This window comes from Dyadobacter sp. UC 10 (assembly GCF_008369915.1).
Classification (GTDB): domain Bacteria; phylum Bacteroidota; class Bacteroidia; order Cytophagales; family Spirosomataceae; genus Dyadobacter.
This window is the reverse complement of the sequence record NZ_VSRN01000001.1, coordinates 613,089-630,607: the sequence shown is the minus strand read 5'-3', so window position 1 is coordinate 630,607 and position 17,519 is coordinate 613,089. Positions and strand designations below refer to the sequence as shown.

Genomic DNA, 17,519 nt, shown 5'->3' with positions numbered 1-17,519 from the left:
AATGATGAGCCGGAACAATCTTAAATGGGCTACCGTGGTAGTTACGGGCATGCTCGGGGTCGCTTCCATGTCCTTTTTTCATCAGGAAAAGCAGCAAGCGGACCAGCCACCCAATATCCTGCTGATCCTGACGGACGATCAGGGTTACCACGATGTATCCTATTACGGAACAAAGGATTTGCGGACGCCCAATATCGATGCCATCGCGCAGAGCGGCATCAGGTTTGATGAATTTTATGCCAACTGTCCGGTTTGCTCGCCCACCCGCGCCGCCCTGCTTTCGGGCTGTTATCCGGATGTGGTAGGCGTGCCGGGTGTGATCAGGACTTACCCCAAAGACAACTGGGGGTTTTTTAATCCGAAGGAACCGATCCTGCCTGCGATGCTGAGCAAAAAGGGCTATCACACGGCCATTATCGGTAAATGGCACCTGGGGCTCGAATCTCCCAATACGCCTAATGAGCGCGGTTTTGACTATTTCCACGGCTGGCTGGGCGATATGATGGACGATTACTGGAAAAAGCGCAGGCACGATGTCAACTATATGCGCGAAAACGATAAGGTGATCGACCCGGAAGGCCACGCTACCGACCTTTTTACACAATGGTCGCAGGAATACATCCGCAAACAGGCGAAGACCAAAAAGCCGTTTTTCCTGTATCTCGCTTACAATGCGCCGCACTTTCCGGTGCAACCACCTGCCGAGTGGCTTCAAAAAGTAAAGGCGCGTGAAAAGGGCATTGACGAAAAACGGGCAAACCTGGTGGCGCTTATCGAACATATGGACGATGGGATTGGCAAAGTGGTGCAAACGCTGAAAGATGAAGGACTTTACGACAATACCCTGATCGTTTTTACCAGCGATAACGGCGGGCATTTGCCCAGTTTGGCCAACAACGGCCCCGTCCGCGACGGTAAGCAAAGTATGTACGAAGGCGGCTTGAAAGTGCCGGCCTGCATGGCGTGGCCCGGCCGGATCAGGGGCGGCCGGGTTTCCGATCAGGTCAATGTGTCGATGGACTTATATCCTACACTCCTGCAACTGGCGGGATTGGAAGCGAAGGGTGTGCAGGGCAGGAGCTTTGCAGGGACACTTCTGAGCGATTCGAAACCTACGGAAGATTCCCGCGAATTGTATTTTACAAGGCGTGAGGGAGGAAAGGAATATGCCGGAATGTCTATTTATGGGTTGAGAAAAGGGAAATGGAAGCTTGTGAAAAATTCACCCTACCAGCCTATGGAATTGTACGATCTGGAAAACGACAAGATGGAAAAGAACAATGTCATCGAGCAAAACCCGAAAGTGTATGCAGAGCTTAACCAGTTACTGATGAGACATATACAAGAAGGGGGAAGTGTTCCCTGGCAAAAACCATTTGCGATTAATAACTAAGTATTTTAAACAAATAATAATGAATAGACTAGCTGAATGCACGCATAGCAAGGGCATTATGGTACTGACGTTCCTGCTTTTTTTTAATATTGGTTTGAGTATCAATACCGTGGCACAAAAGGCTTCCGGCAAGCCGAATATCGTCGTGATTTTTTGCGACGATATGGGTTACGGTGACCTCGGCGCCTTTGGTCACCCAACCATTATGACGCCCAACCTGGATCGGATGGCAGTGGAAGGCCAGCGATGGACGAATTTTTACGTAGCCGCACCTGTGTGTACACCTAGTCGGGCGGGCCTCATGACTGGCAGGCTGCCGGTCCGTTCGGGTATGGCGAGCGAGAAACGGCGCGTGCTCTTCCCGGATTCGAAAGGCGGTCTTCCGCAGACCGAAATAACCCTGGCCCGCCAGCTGAAAAATGCGGGCTATAATACTGCCGCCGTAGGTAAATGGCACCTCGGCCATTTACCCGAATACACGCCGAACGCACACGGGTTCGACGAGTATTTCGGGATACCGTACAGTAACGACATGGATTTTGTGGGAAAAGACAGGCGGGAATCATTTTTAAACCCGAAGTCGGAGTACTTCAATGTGCCACTCAAAAGAAACGGAGAAACGCTGGAACAGCCGGCGGATCAGACAACGATTACAAAAAGGTATACCGAAGAGGCGGTTAAATTTATCAAAACGAAAAGAGACAAGCCGTTTTTCCTTTACCTGGCGCATTCCATGCCGCACGTGCCTTTGTTCCGTTCCAAGGAATTTGAGAATAAAAGTCTAAGGGGAATTTACGGAGATGTGATCGAGGAAATTGACTGGAGTGTGGGACAGGTACTGAAATCGCTGCGGGAGTCGGGGCTGGCGGAAAATACGCTGGTGGTATTCACCAGCGACAATGGGCCGTGGCTGACTTTCGGGGCGCAGGGAGGAAGTGCAGGTTTGCTGACAGGCGGCAAGGGAGGTACTTATGAAGGCGGTATGCGGGAACCGACCATTTTCTGGTGGCCGGGTAAAATCAAACCGTCGGTAAGGCCTGAGATCGCGACCACGCTTGATCTGTTCCCGACGCTTTCCAAACTGGCAGGAGCGAAGGTGCCGGCTGACCGTGTTTATGACGGTTACGATATTTCGCCGGTTATTTTGGGTACCGGAAAAAATCCTAGAAATGAAGTTTTGTATTACAGGGATACCGACGTATTCGCTATTCGAGTGGGAGCCTACAAAGCGCATTTCATCACCCAGCCTGAATACGGATCCAATGAAAAAACAGTACATAACCCACCTTTGCTGTTTGACCTGAACGTAGATCCATCGGAAAAATACAATATCGCCAACGCCAACCCGAAAGTGGTTGCAGAATTGCAGGCAGCGCTCGAAAAACACAAGGCGACTGTGAAGCCGGTCGAAAACCAGTTGGAGAAATAAATTTTTGCAGTGCTGTCTGAACGAACGGGAAGACAGCACTGCATCAGAATAAATGCGGCGGTTTGGAGTAACCCTGAAACAGGGGCGTCTTTACTTTTTTGAGATCCTAAACACTGGTTTCGATGAAAGATGAAGAAGTTCCGGGTGGAAAAGAACTGGTATGCGGCATAGAGGGCCGTTATGACGAAGACCGTCGTTTCTTTTTAAAACAATCCGCAGCCATAGCCGGGCTGACTTTCGTGCCAGCGTCCCTGCTCCCCGGCGGGGAAAGCAGCGCGACCGAATCTTTCGGTGATGCCGAAAAAGTAAAGCTCAGCATTGCGATCAATGGCAAAAAACTGCGGCTGGAAATCGACCCCCGAACTACCTTGCTCGACCTGCTGCGCGAAGAACTTGCATTGACAGGTACTAAAAAAGGGTGCGACCTGGGCCAATGCGGCGCTTGTACGGTGCATATCAACGGCCAGCGCACCTTGTCGTGCCTCACATTTGCGGTCATGCAAAACGGCAGCAAAGTCACAACTATCGAAGGTATCGGCTCGCCGGAATCCCTTCATCCGTTGCAGGAGGCTTTCATTAAACACGACGGTTTTCAATGCGGGTACTGCACGCCGGGACAGATCATGTCGGGGGTGAGCTGCATCCGTGAGGGAAAGGCCCGGTCCGAATCTGAGGTTCAGGAATATATGAGCGGAAATCTCTGCCGCTGCGGCGCGTATCCCAACATTGTCAATGCCATTCTTGACGTAAAAAACAGCGGCCAAAAGGTATGAAGCCAGTTCAGATAGTATTAGAAGACAAGGAATCGCTCGACAGGGTGGACGGGCCTCTGAAAGTAGCCGGGGCTGCGACTTATTCGGCCGAGTATCAGGTCGATAAGCCGGCGCATGCTGTGCTGGTGACGAGCACAATTGCGAAGGGGATTATTGCTAAAATAGAATCTGAAAAAGCCAGTTCTGCAAAAGGTGTTCTGGCGGTGATCAGTCACCTTAATGCGCCTGTCATACCGGGTTACCCTGCTCCAAAGCAGCCAGCCGAACGTGCGCCAGTGGGTACCTCGTTCCGGCTTTTTTACGATCATTTCATTTATTTCGATGGTCAGCCGGTCGCGCTGGTCGTGGCTGAAACGCTGGAACAGGCGAATCATGCGGCCTCGCTGGTCCGGGTTGAATATCAAAAGGAAACACACGCTACTGATTTTGAGGCAAATGCGATCAGCGCGGTGGTGCCGCAAAGTGTGCTGCGAAGCCAGAATTCTCCCTTCAAAGATTATGAAAGAGGTGATCCGGATGCGATTGACCGTGCAGAAGTAAAAATTGAAAGTACCTACACCATTCCTACCCAGCATCACCAGCCGCTCGAACCGCACGCGATCATTGCCGTGTGGGAGGCGGAGGATAAGCTGACGGTTTATGATAAAAATCAGGGTGTGAAATCGGCACAGGGTAATCTGGCGCAGGTTTTCAAGCTGCCCCGGGCGAATGTAAAAGTGATTTCGCCCTTTATCGGCGGCGCGTTCGGGTCGGGTATCCGCGTGTGGCCGCACACCATTGCCGCAGTACTGGCCGCGAAACACATCAGGCGGCCGGTGAAGCTGGTTTTGGGGCGTGAGCAAATGTTCACCTCCGTGGGTTACCGGCCTTATACTGTGCAAAAAGTGGCAGTCGGTGCGAGCAAAGCAGGTAACCTGACTGCTATTGTGCATGAAGGTACCGGGCAAACTTCCCAGTATGAAGAGCATCTGGAACGGACCATTCTCGCTGGCAGGTCATTGTATGCCTGCCCAAACGTGATTACAAAATACCGCCTGCTGAACCTGGACGTCAACACACCCACCTGGATGCGCGGGCCGGGCGACGCGACCGGCATGTTTGCACTGGAATCCGCACTGGACGAGCTGAGCTATGCACTGAAAATCGACCCGCTGGAACTCCGGCTGCGCAATTATGCTGAAACGGATCCCGAGCGGAACCTGCCATTTTCTGCAAAGTCGCTGAGGCAATGTTACGAGAAGGGAGCGGAGGCTTTTGGCTGGAAAAACAGGGCGCCGGAGCCAGGATTGATGAAAAATAAAGGAATGCTGGTCGGTTATGGAATGGCTTCGAGCCTGTACGGTTTTCACCGGCACCCGTCGATGGCGAAGGCAATCATGCTGGAAAACGGATCTGTGGTGGTACAGAGCGCGACCATGGACATTGGCCCCGGTACCGGTACGGCGATGACGCGCATTGCTTCCCAGGTAATAGGCATAAGCAGCCGCAAGATCCGTTTCGATCTGGGCGACTCCTCGCTTCCCGATGCGCCGGGACAAAACGGATCGTCGACCATTCCAAGTGTAGGATCGGCTGTTTTCGCGGCTTGTACAGCACTGAAAGCGAAACTTGCCAAGCTCGCTGCTGAAATGCCGGGCGGCGACACTGCCTCTTACCAGGAAATCCTGCGGTTTCACAAGCTGGCACAAGTGGAAGCGCAGGAGGAATCCAAATCGGGACCTGAGCGGGACCAATACTCGATGTATTCTTTCGGCTGCCATTTTTTGGAAGTACATGTGCATCCGCTGACTTTTGAAGTGAAGGTTACAAGAGCGGTTACCTGCGCGGATGTAGGAAAGGTGATCAACTACAAGACGGCCCGCAGTCAGTCGATCGGCGGGTTGGTGGGCGGGATCGGCATGGCATTGATGGAAGCTTCGGTGATGGACCATCGTTTTGGCCGGTATGTGACGAGTGATTTTGCCAGCTATCATATTCCGGTGCACGCGGACGTCCCTCAAATGGAGGTGCTTTTTATCGATCAGCCGGATGTCCGCGTTAATCCGATCGGTTCCAAGGGATTAGGCGAGATTGCGATCGTGGGTGTGGCTGCGGCGATAGCGAATGCCGTTTTTCATGCCACCGGTAAGCGCGTGCGCGAACTGCCGATCACAGTTGACAAATTGATTTGAAAAGTAAAACCGGGTAACAAGCGGGTTTGGGCCACTTTTATAAGTTCTAGACCCCTTTTTATGAACTCCAAACCATTTTTGTCCGTCTGCGCCTTCGTTGCGTTTGTCTCTGTGATACTTTTTCAAGCAGGTTGTTCGGAGAAAGAAACAGGCGCATTTGAACCTGAAATCGACCGGATATTCGCCCAGTATAAGCGTGCTGACGGGCCGGGTTGTGCAGTGTCGGTCGTAGAGCGCGGAAAAGTCGTTTTCAGTAAAGGCTATGGATCAGCTAACCTGGAATACGGCATTCCGATCACCCCGGCCACTGTTTTTGATATTGCTTCGGTTTCCAAACAATTCGCGGGACTGGCTATTTCCATGCTGGTCGAGGAAGGAAAGATCTCGCTCGATGACGATATCCGTAAGTACCTTCCCGAGGTGCCGCAGTTCAAGAAAACGATCACGATCAGGCACCTGGTACATCATACCAGCGGCTTGCGCGACTGGCCGCAAACGCTCAGCATTGCAGGCTGGCGGTGGGACGAAGTGATTTCTTTTGAAGACATTATGCGCATGGTCAAAAACCAGCGCGACCTCGATTTTGAGCCAGGGGAACGTTATTCTTATAGCAATACGGGTTACAATCTGCTCGCGGCGATCGTTGAAAAGGTGAGCGGTCAGCCTTTCAGCAAATGGACGGAAGCACGTATTTTCAAACCTTTAAATATGAAGGTTTCCTGGTTCCAGGACGACTATACCCGGCCGGTCAAAAACCTTGCCTACTCCTATACTAAAAAGGATGATCGTTTCGTGAAAATCCCCGGGTCGCTCACGGCTTACGGTTCAAGCTCACTTTTCACTTCTGTGGAAGATCTGAGCAAATGGGTGATCCATTTCGATCAGGAGATCGCGGCGAAAAATCCGGTTTACACGAATATGCTTCAAAACGGGGGACTCAATAATGGCGACAAAGTAGAATATGCGTTCGGTCTTTCGAGGAACGTGGAAGGCGGGCTGAAAACCGTTTCGCACACGGGAGGCTGGCAGGGCTACCGCACGATTATCATTAATTATCCCGAAAAGAAATTATCAGTGATCCTGCTGAGTAATGCTGCTGATTTTAACATTGGTAAATTTGCTTCCGATGTTGCAATGCTGTTTTTAGATCCGGAGAAAAAGTCGGAGAAAAAGGTTGATAATGAGGCTGATATCCGGAAGATGTCAACTATTGAGCTGGATACTATCTTGGCAAAAAAATACACCGGTACCTACGAGCTGGGTCCGGGCTGGGCCGTGACATTTACCCTCGAAAAAGGCCAGCTGATGGTGCAGTCGACCGGCGAACCGAAATTCGCGACTGAGGCGAAATCCGATTCGATGGTCTGGATAGATGCTTACGGTGCCGCGATGACTTTTGTTAAAAACAGCCTTGGAAATGTGAACCTGTTGAAATACAAGGATATCAAAGCCAAACGGATCTACGTGCAATTGCCCGACCCCAAGACATTCAGTGCATTCACAGGTACCTATTACAGTCCCGAACTTCTGACCGAATACAAAGTGGACATGAGCCGTGACACGCTGCGCATGCATCACATGAGAAACGGCGATTTCGACCTCATACCCGATCAAACCGGCACAGGCCAGTTCATCAGCAGGATTGGCAGTGTCAGTTTTGTGAAGGATAGTACACAGAAAGTAACCGGACTTACATTTTCCGGCGGCAGGGTCAAAAATCTTTGGTTTAAAAAACAACAAAACAGCAATCATGATCAATAATAAGCGCCTGGCAGGCATCGCACTCATCGCTCTGACCGGATTAATCCAGATTAGTTTCGTAAAAAATTCTCTACCCAAAAAAGCATTGAAATGGGAGACGGGCGTGGCACTTTATTCCTTCAATAAATTTTCCTTTGACGAGGCCATCGCAAAGGCAGACAGTGCGGGGGCGAAGTTTGTAGAAGGGTTTTTCTTCCATAACCTGGGGAAAGATTATAACGGGCATGCTATTCCAAACCTGAGTGACGAGGAAATCGCCAGGATGAAATCGACGCTGGATAGCAAAGGCATTAAGATGAAATCGTTGTATTCGGGCAACGGTAAGAATCTGCATGAATGGAACACTTATTTCACTTTTTCAAAAAAGATGGGTATAGAATTCCTTACCTGTGAGCCGGAAAGGAAGGACTGGGATTTGCTCGACAGCCTGGCCGGGTCTTATCAAATGAAAATCGCGATCCACGAACACGCCAGGGGATCGAGCTATTACTGGCACCCTGACTCAGTAATGGCGGCCATGAAAGGGCGGCCGAACATCTGGGCCTGCGCGGACCTGGGGCACTGGGTAAGGAGCGGACTTGACCCGGTACAGTGCCTCAAAATTCTGGAAGGCCGCATTATTTGTGTGCATGTCAAAGATCTTGACGAGGCTAATAATTTGAAAGCCAATGATGTAGTTGCAGGTACCGGCGTGCTAAACTACCCCGCGATCGTCAAAGAACTGAAACGGCAAAACTTCAATGGAATGGCTTACATCGAGCGGGAAGGCAATTGGAACAACAATATGCCCGATGTAAAAAAGGCGCTTGGATACCTTTCAAAGCTCGCGAAATAGTTGTTTTGATAATAATTTCTTCAAATCCATGCTATTCCGTTGTAGTAGTTTTTTTGTGTTGATACTTTTCTGGAATGGATTTAATGGAATGAGAGCATATTAATCAGCAAACAGCAGCCTACCACATCAGCATGCGTCCTCGTATCAATATTTTATTAGTCGACGATGATTTGGACGACCAGGAAATACTGGCGACTATCATGAAAGACTCCTTCGATCATGCCGAATTTACTTTTGCTAATGATGGTATGCATGCGCTGTACCAATTAAAGGGCGAGTCGTTCGTCCCGGATATTATTTTCGCCGATATCAATATGCCGCGCATGAATGGCATGGAATTTCTAATGGAATTCAGAAAAATGCAGCATTTGGCGGAGGTGCCGGTTTTTATGTATTCGACGTCGGATGAGCAGGAAATTGTAAATCAATGCAGAAGTCTGGGGGCGAACGGATTTGTGAAAAAATATGCAGACACTGACCAGATAAAGAGCGCATTTCAAAAGATCATTCAAAATATTACCTCACGCCATTAATGGATCGGGTTGTTACAAAATCACTGGAATTTCTTGTTGGGGGAGGGGAAATGGGCGAAAGGATCCGCCGGTTCGACTGGGAAAAGTCACCGCTCGGGCCTCCCGGGTACTGGCAGCAAAGCCTGAGAACATGCATCCGGATCATGTTAAGCTCCAAACAGCCCATCTGGATAGGCTGGGGTGAGCACCTGATTAAATTTTACAATGATGCGTATGTTGATATTGTACGCGGCAAACACCCTGGAGCGCTGGGCCAGCCTGCGTCTGTCGTTTGGAAAGATATCTGGCGGGATATTGAACCCATGCTCTCGCAAGCGATGACCAAAGACGAAGGAACTTATGTGGAGTCGCAGCTGCTCATTATGGAGCGGAGTGGTTTCCCGGAAGAAACCTACTACACATTTTCCTACACCCCAGTGCTGGGAGAAGACGGGCGTCCCGCAGGGATTATCTGCTACAACACAGCCGATACCGACCGGATCATCAACGAAAGATCGCTCCGTACCATGCAGCGGCTTGACAGCCTGGCGCAAAAAAAGACGGAACAGGAGGTTTATGTACAGGCGGCAACCGCGTTGGCGAGCAACGATAAGGACTTCCCTTTTACTGTATTCTATAAGATAAATGACGAAGCGACTACGGCTGAGGTCGTAGCCATGTCGGGCATTGGCAGCGAAAACTTCACCCTCGATGCATTGGTAGATCTGCGCAATTCTGATCCCGGGTCCGGAACGATCGCAGAAGCGGTTTTTGAAAACAGGATTGTAGAATCGGAGCAAGATATCCGTTGGAAAACGCTACCCAAGGGGCACTGGGACGTGGTGCCGAGGTGTTTTGTGGATGTTCCCATCAAATCAGCGAACCGGAAACACCCGCTCGCTATCCTGACGATCGGCCTCAACCCCTACCGTAATTTTGATGAAGCCTATCGCAATTTTATTCAACTGGTAGCCGACCAGATATCATTGGGCGTGAGTAATGCGCTGGCCTATGAGGAAGAGCGGAAGCGGGCGAAAGCATTGGAAGAGCTGGACAAGGCCAAAACGCTTTTCTTTACCAATATCAGCCACGAGTTCAGAACACCACTGATGCTGATGCTGAGTCCGCTGGAAGAGCTGCTGAACAAGCCGCTGGAAGGATTGAGTGCGGCAGAGAAGAATAATCTGGAAGTGACACACCGCAATGCGATCCGGCTGCTCAAACTTGTCAATACGCTGCTGGAATTCAGCCGGATAGAGAGTGGCAGGAACCTGGCCAATTACGTGCTGACAGATATTGCAGCCTACACCAGGAACCTTGCAGGCAATTTTCGCTCGGTGATTGAGAAAGCGGAACTCTATTTGCAGGTGAATGTAGAGGAAACCACAAGTCCGGTGTATGTGGACAGACAAATGTGGGAAAAGATTGTTTTCAACCTGTTGTCGAATGCATTTAAATATACATTAAAAGGTGGCATCACATTATCGGTCAGACAGGAAGGGAATGAGGTGAGGCTGATTGTGGAAGATACCGGTTCTGGCATACCCCTGCATGAGCTGCCGCACATGTTCGAGCGTTTTCACAGGGTCCAGAACACGGCCGGAAGGACCTACGAGGGAACGGGGATCGGCTTGTCGATGGTGAAGGAATTGGTATCACTGCATCAGGGAAATATTTCCGTGGAGAGCGAAATCGGGCGGGGTAGCAGGTTTACGGTTTCCATTCCAACCGGCAGCGAGCATCTTAATCCGTCGCAGGTATACGCTGCGGATCCGGGTTTGGAGGAAATCGTCCCAAGCTTTTTTATTGAGGAGGCTGCTACATTTCTGTCCCCGGATAGTAAGCAGAACCATACTGTAACCGCCCCGCAACCGGTTGAAAAAACTGCATTTGAAACAATACTCGTGGTCGACGATAACACAGATATGCGCCAGCATATTCAGTCGCTGATCGGGCCCTGGTACCGGACAATCGGAGCTGTGAACGGTGTCGATGCGCTTGAAAAGATTTCCGAATATCGTCCATCACTTATCCTGAGCGACATTATGATGCCCGAAATGGACGGGATCGAATTGCTACGGCGTGTAAAAGACAATGCAGCAAGTGCGCAAATTCCTGTGATTCTGATAACCGCCAGAGCCGGCGAGGAGTCGAAAATCGAGGGCTATGAAATCGGGGCGGACGATTATCTTGTGAAACCATTTTCCTCCAATGAACTGCTGGTAAGGATCAAGTCGCAGCTTAAAATAGCGAAGACGCGCCGCCAGTTTACCGAAGAACTGGAAAGTGAAGTGAAAAAGCGTACGCAAGAGCTGATCAAGGCGAACAAAGAGCTCGAATCATTCAATTATGTCGCCAGCCACGATTTGCAGGAGCCGCTTAGAAAAATACAGACATTCATTCATCTGATTGAGAAAAATAAGGATAATACGGAACTTGTCAGAAGGTACTTCGAAAAGATCAATTCATCTGCCCAGCGTATGAGCGATCTGATCCATTCTGTATTGACCTATACCCGGTTAACTGAAAGCGGAGAGGATTTTTCTGTTTTTGATCTGAACGATATTGTGAATGATATCCTCGTGGATTTCGAACTGCTGATCGAGGAGAAAGGGGCGGAAATAATTTGTGATGATCTGCCCGAGATCCGCGGCAATCGTTTTCAGATTAACCAGCTTTTTTCCAATCTGTTCAGTAATTCGCTCAAATTCGCGCAGGACAGCCCGCGGATCACCATTACGTCAAAGCTGGCAGGGCCTGAGGAGAAGAAGGACCCGCACCTGTCTGATCAGAACCGTGCATTTATACACCTGACGTTTTCCGATAACGGGATCGGCTTTGCGCCTGAATTCAGTGAGAAAATTTTCAGTTTGTTCCAAAGACTGCACGGCAGGCACGAGTATTCCGGCACCGGCATAGGGCTCAGTATTGTGAAAAAGGTCGTAGACCAACATGATGGCTATATTTCGGCCGAATCTTTACCAGGAAAAGGTGCGACATTCCACATCTGGCTTCCCGCTTAAATGGTACAGCGCGCCCGGGTTGCCTCCGGGCGCGCCATCTTTCCTAGCTTTCGCCCTCTTCCGTATTCTTGATTTTCATCAGTAATGCATAGGCATTTTTGACAACCAGCTTCGTATCCCCGCTGATTCCCGGCCCTTCAATTTGCTGCTTTCCGCCACTGACCGTGCCCGGTTTTACTTCGATCATTTCGAACTTACCGCTTCCACCGTCTGTAAAGACATAGAAACTGTTTTCCCAGCGTACAATCGCTTCCTCGGGTACCGTCAACGCCTTTTTGTTACTGACTGCAACTTCGCCATTCACAAACATTCCCGGTACCAGTGCAGGATCGTATTTTTCAAAATGACAATGGACTTCCGCCATTCTGTCCTGATCAAGGTTTCTGGTGATCAGGATAATTCTGGCCTGGAATTTCTGGTCAGGTTCTCCGTTGGTGTAGGCGGTCACGTGCTGCCCTACGGAAAGCGAGTGGAGGTCTTTCTCAAAAACATTCAATGAAAGGTGAATGTCTTTCGGGTCGACAAGCTCGAAAAGCATATCGGTGGGGGCCGTGTATTTGCCCACATTCACATTCACTTTTGAAACAAAACCATTGATAGGCGAAACGATAGCGACGGATTTGGAAATGTTACCAGGAGTCAGCGTTGATGGACTTATCCCGATCACTTCCAGTTTACGGGCCAGCGCGTGAGTTAATATACGCTGCGTTTCCATTTCCGCGCGCGCTTGCTGGAACACTTTATCGCTGCTTGCTTTTGTTGCATTCAGGTCACGCTGGCGGTTAAATTCACTTTCTGCCAGTGTAAACTTTTCTTTCGCGGTGAGATAATCTTGCTGTAGCTGGATAAACTGCATGTCTTCGAGTTCGCCCAATACCTGACCCTTTCTGACGCGCATGCCGGGCAGCATACTGGTAGATTTTAAGTAACCGCCGAGCGGAAAGCTGAGGCTGACTGTACTTTGAGGAGGCACGTCAATTTTCCCGTGGAGGTTCAGGGTACCACTGATATTCTCCAGATCGGGCGTTCCCACTTCAACGCCTGCATTCCGGAGCTGGCTGTCGTTGAACGACACAACTTCCTGCAGTTTGATGGAATCCTGTTTTTCGTGAACCTCGGCCTTTTGCTCTGAACTAGTCCCGCAGGCAGCGAGCAGCGCAATACATATGCCGGCGATTAGGTAAGTTTTCATATCCTGATTTTACAGATTATTGAGTTTTAACAACTGGATCACAGCCTGATTGTAGCTGCTGAGTGACTGAATGTATTCGCTGCGTATCGCAATCGATTGATTGACGAGGATAACCCATTGCAGGTAATCGATCTCGCCAGCCTGAAATTGCTCATCAGCTGTTTTGATGATCATGTCAGCGTTTTTTAATCCCTGACTTTCAAAATATTCAAGGCTTTTCAGGAATTTTTGTACCTGGATCTGCGCATTATCTCGCTCAGCCCGGACTTGTTGTGTGAGGTATTCGGTTTCCATTTTTGTTTTTTCAAATTCCGTCTTCGCTGCCGCAGCCCGCGCCGACTGCGCTTTGAAAAACAGTGGTACCGCGATGCCTGCATTGATATAGCTGAACCTGTTTTTACCTGTGTAACTGATTTCCTGTCCGTTAATAAGCTGGGAACCGACTATGCTGAGATTGTTATATCCGATGGTCAGCTCGGGCAGCTGCCTGGCCTTTTCCGTTTTCCAGCGGAACTCGGATGCCTGCTGCCGGCTCAGGGCCACGTCGAGGAGCGGAAACCGGCCCGCGGCTGAATCCTGGACTGTCAGTGTATTTTCAATGCGCGGGTCTGCGATTTCCGGCACATACTGGATACTGTCCCTGATGAGCAGATTAAAGGATCTTACAATCACCTCCATGTCGCTTTTCAGCATATTCAGCTGGTTTGTGACCTGCTGGCGCTGAGATTGAGCGGCGGTTTTTTCGAGTACATTTGCTTCCCCTTTTTCAAATCGCAGGTTGGACTTTGTTTCAAATAATGTGAAAATACTGTCGGCGTAAACGAGCAGTTTTCTTCGTTCAGCAAGACTGGCATATTCATAGAAGAATTGCCGCAGGCTTGTGCGTAATTCCAGTTCAGTGAGCTGTGTTTGCGCCTGGGCTGCCGTGAAAGCGGCTTCCAGGGTTTTTCGCTGATTGGTATAAACAGACAGAAAACTAAAAGTCTGGCTGATCCCGAACCGCGTGTCGCTATTGGCGCTATTGAACTTGCCAACGTCCGCATTGATATTCGTTTTGGCAATATCATATGCAGTTTTCTGTAATTGCTCACTACTTTTCTGCGCCAGCCGTGCGGTTTGCATTTGAAGGTTTTTCTCTCCGGCAATCGAAATAGCGGCAGGTAGCCCGATCGGTTTGGGCAGTTGCTGGGCGCTGGCCAGGTTGGCAGCAAAAATTAGCGGTACCCAAATTAGCTGCCCGGGGATTCCGCCGATTTTACTTTTACCCTCGAACAGAAGATACAAGGCGGGTAACACGAACAGAGTTAACAAGGTAGCAGTGATTAATCCACCGATTACAACGGTCGCAAGTGGACGCTGCACTTCGGCACCGGCCCCATTGCTGAGCGCCATCGGCAGGAATCCCAGCGAAGCCACGGCGGCAGTCATCAACACCGGACGCAGGCGGTTCCGGGTACCCGTCAATACCAGTTCAAGCGCGTTCTTGATGTTTCCTTCTGCCTTGATCCTGTTGAATTCCGAAATCAGTACGATGCCATTTAACACAGCCACACCGAAAAGCGCAATGAAGCCCACGCCTGCAGAAATGCTGAAGGGCATACCTCGGATGGCAAGTGCAAATACGCCGCCGATCGCTGAAAGGGGGATCGCCGTATAGATCAGCGCACCTTCCCGGACGGACGAGAATGCAAAGTAGAGCATCACAAAAATGAGCAGCAATGCGACCGGAACTGCTATTGCGAGCCGCGCCTTGGCCTGTTGCAGGTTCTCAAAAGCGCCCCCGTAAGTGACGCTGTAACCAGGCTCAAAACGAATTTTTCCTTCCACTTTCCGTTGCAGTTCTTCCACGATCGACTGCACATCGCGGCCCCTTATATTAAATCCGACGATAATCCTTCTCCGTGTATTCTCCCGCTGGATCTGGTTCGGGCCTTCTATTTCCTGAATATTCGCCACCTGATAAAGTGGTATCTGGATGCCGGAGGGCGTGGAAACAGGCAGGTTTCGCACGTCGGCCATACTTTTGCGGCCTTCATTCCCGACCCTGACCACCAGGTCAAATTTCTTCTCGCCCTCGTAGATCTGTCCGGCGGTAGCGCCTGCAAATGCCGCATTAATAGTTCGGTTCAGATCGTCGATATTCAATCCGTATTTCGCAATTTCGGGCCGGTCGAATTCGATGACGATCTGCGGCATGCCGGTTACTTTTTCAATATACCAGTCGGCGGTACCTGCTACGGTTTTGGAGATATGGCCGAGCTGTTCTGCATAGGTGGCCAGCTTGTTCAGGTCTTCGCCGAAAATTTTGCAGACCACATCCTGTTTCGCGCCGGTCATAAGCTCGTTGAAGCGCATCTGGACCGGATACTGAAAGCCGGTTGTGATGCCTGGCACTACTTCCTGGGCAGTCCGGGCCATTTTATCGGCCAATTCGGTGAATGATTCCGCGCTGGTCCATTCCGATTTATCCTTCAAAACAATGATCATATCCCCTCCCTCAATCGGCATCGGATCGGTAGGTATCTCGGCGCTGCCAATCCTGGAAACCACCTTTTCGACTTCCGGATATTGTTTTTGTAAAGTTTCGGAAACCCGGTTGATCGCATCGATTGTCGTACTCAGGTTCGTACCGACCAGCAGCCTCGTTTCTGTCGCGAAGTCGCCTTCCTCCAACTGCGGAATGAACTCCCCGCCCATTTGTGAAAAGACAAAAACAGCCGTACCAAACAATGCAAATGCAGCGATTACCAGGCTTTTTTTATAACCTAGCGCGCGCACCAGCAGCCGCTGGTAGCCACTTTCCAGTTTGACCATGATGCGGTCGGAGGGGGTCGGTTTGTGGTTGAGTTTTTTACTGATGAACAAGGCGCTGATCATCGGTACATAGGTAAGTGAAAGTATAAATGCACCGAGAATCGCAAACGCCACGGTTTGCGCCATCGGTTTGAACATTTTTCCCTCAATACCCGACAGCGAGAGGATCGGCAGGTAAACGATCAGAATGATGATCTGGCCGAAAACCGCGGCATTCATCATGCGGGAAGCTGAGCCGGTTACCTCGCGATCCATTTCATGCTGCGAAATCGCGTTGATACCCGCGTACCGTCTGGAAGTATGCAGGTGGTGCAGAATAGCTTCCACAATGATCACGGCACCGTCGACGATCAAACCGAAATCCAGGGCGCCGAGGCTCATCAGATTGCCGCTTACGCCAAAAGTATTCATCATCGCAACCGCAAAAAGCATCGAAAGCGGGATCACCGACGCTACAATCAGTCCGGCGCGCAGATTCCCGAGAAATAGCACGAGCACGAGTACTACGATCAACGCACCTTCCGCCAGGTTTTTTTCAACCGTCCCGATTGCATTGCTGACCATTTTGGTGCGGTCCAGAAAAGGTTCAATTTCCAATCCTTCCGGAAGCGTTTTCTGAATTTCTGCAATACGTTTTTTGACATTGCTGACCACTTCGAAAGAGTTGCCGCCTTTGAGCATCATCACGATCCCACCCGACAATTCACCTTTCCCTGCCATTGTTAACGCACCATAGCGGATCGCGGAGCCTAGCCGTACTTCGGCAATATCGCGGATCAGTACCGGCGTTCCGTTGGTGTTATTCTTCACAACAATATCCTGAATATCCGCCTGTGAGCTGGCCAGGCCCACACTTCTGATATATAATACAGCGGGACCCTTCTCTATATACGCGCCGCCGGTATTCTGGTTGTTCCGTGCCAGCGCAGTGAATACGTCGCTGATCGTGAGATTAACCGCTTTAAGGCTGGCCGGATTCACTGCGACTTCGTATTGTTTGAGGTCGCCGCCGAAAGTGGAAACGTCAGCTACGCCGGGCGTACCGAGCAACTGCCGTTTTACGATCCAATCCTGCGTTGTGCGCAGGTCAGCAAGTGAATATTTTTTTTCAAAACCTGCTTTGGGCTTGATCACATACTGATATATCTCGCCCAATCCGGTGGTGACTGGCGCGAGTTCGGGTTTTTCTGCGTTTTCGTTGATAGCTACCTGCGCCAGCCGCTCGGTTACCTGCTGGCGCGCCCAGTAGATGTCGGAACCATCCTCAAAGACAATCGTGATCAGAGAAAGACCGAAACGCGACAGGCTGCGGCTTTCTTTTAAGCCGGGAATATTGCTGATCGCTTGTTCGATGGGAAAGGTAATAAGCCTTTCCACGTCTTCGGCGCCCAATGCGGGCGCGGTGGTGATTACCTGTACCTGGTTGTTAGTAATATCGGGAACGGCGTCGATTGGTAACTGCGTCACTTCGTAAGTTCCGTAGGCGACCCACAGCAACATGAAGAGACCAATTACCAGTTTATTATGAACTGAAAATTGAATGATTTTATAAAGCATATCGGATTGAGTATAAATACACAGCAAACAGGCTATGGGCTCAGCAGAAAGTGAGCGCA

10 protein-coding genes are annotated in these 17,519 nt (G+C 50.2%); 8 read left to right on the top strand and 2 right to left on the bottom strand.

Going from position 1 to position 17,519, the window contains the following annotated elements; translation table 11 throughout:
- The first annotated feature begins 1 nt into the window (after nt 1).
- The 8 genes from FXO21_RS02345 (at nt 2) to FXO21_RS02310 (ending at nt 11,897) form a co-directional block, all read left to right on the top strand.
- The gene (locus tag FXO21_RS02345; protein WP_225865534.1) at nt 2–1,393 is read left to right on the top strand and encodes a sulfatase family protein; all 1,392 of its coding nucleotides are present in this window, start codon (nt 2–4) and stop codon (nt 1,391–1,393) included.
- Between the two features lie 19 nt (nt 1,394–1,412).
- Nucleotides 1,413–2,822: a sulfatase family protein gene (locus tag FXO21_RS02340; RefSeq protein ID WP_225865533.1), complete on the top strand. Its 1,410-nt coding sequence runs from the start codon at nt 1,413–1,415 to the stop codon at nt 2,820–2,822.
- Between the two features lie 122 nt (nt 2,823–2,944).
- Entirely contained in the window at nt 2,945–3,595 is a 651-nt protein-coding gene (locus FXO21_RS02335) for a (2Fe-2S)-binding protein (RefSeq protein WP_149638590.1), read from the top strand.
- Nucleotides 3,592–5,766, top strand: coding sequence for a xanthine dehydrogenase family protein molybdopterin-binding subunit (locus tag FXO21_RS02330; protein WP_149638589.1), 2,175 nt, complete (start codon nt 3,592–3,594; stop codon nt 5,764–5,766). Before FXO21_RS02335 ends, FXO21_RS02330 begins: the two co-directional genes overlap by 4 nt.
- A 60-nt stretch (nt 5,767–5,826) precedes the next feature.
- Complete coding sequence (locus FXO21_RS02325; protein ID WP_149638588.1) at nt 5,827–7,527, top strand: serine hydrolase domain-containing protein; 1,701 nt, start codon at nt 5,827–5,829, stop codon at nt 7,525–7,527.
- Nucleotides 7,517–8,362, top strand: a complete 846-nt coding sequence (locus FXO21_RS02320) for a sugar phosphate isomerase/epimerase family protein (protein WP_149638587.1) — start codon at nt 7,517–7,519, stop codon at nt 8,360–8,362. Before FXO21_RS02325 ends, FXO21_RS02320 begins: the two co-directional genes overlap by 11 nt.
- 131 nt (nt 8,363–8,493) lie before the next feature.
- A complete protein-coding gene (locus FXO21_RS02315) occupies nt 8,494–8,895 on the top strand; it encodes a response regulator (protein WP_149638586.1) in 402 nt (133 codons plus the stop codon).
- Nucleotides 8,895–11,897, top strand: a complete 3,003-nt coding sequence (locus FXO21_RS02310) for an ATP-binding protein (protein WP_149638585.1) — start codon at nt 8,895–8,897, stop codon at nt 11,895–11,897. The genes FXO21_RS02315 and FXO21_RS02310 overlap by 1 nt, the downstream gene beginning before the upstream one ends.
- A 43-nt stretch (nt 11,898–11,940) precedes the next feature.
- Here the strand turns inward: FXO21_RS02310 and FXO21_RS02305 are convergent, their stop codons facing one another.
- A complete protein-coding gene (locus FXO21_RS02305; protein ID WP_149638584.1) occupies nt 11,941–13,089 on the bottom strand; it encodes an efflux RND transporter periplasmic adaptor subunit in 1,149 nt (382 codons plus the stop codon).
- Nucleotides 13,090–13,098: 9 nt separating this feature from the next.
- The gene (locus tag FXO21_RS02300) at nt 13,099–17,460 is read right to left on the bottom strand and encodes a CusA/CzcA family heavy metal efflux RND transporter (protein WP_149638583.1); all 4,362 of its coding nucleotides are present in this window, start codon (nt 17,458–17,460) and stop codon (nt 13,099–13,101) included.
- Nucleotides 17,461–17,519: the final 59 nt, after the last annotated feature.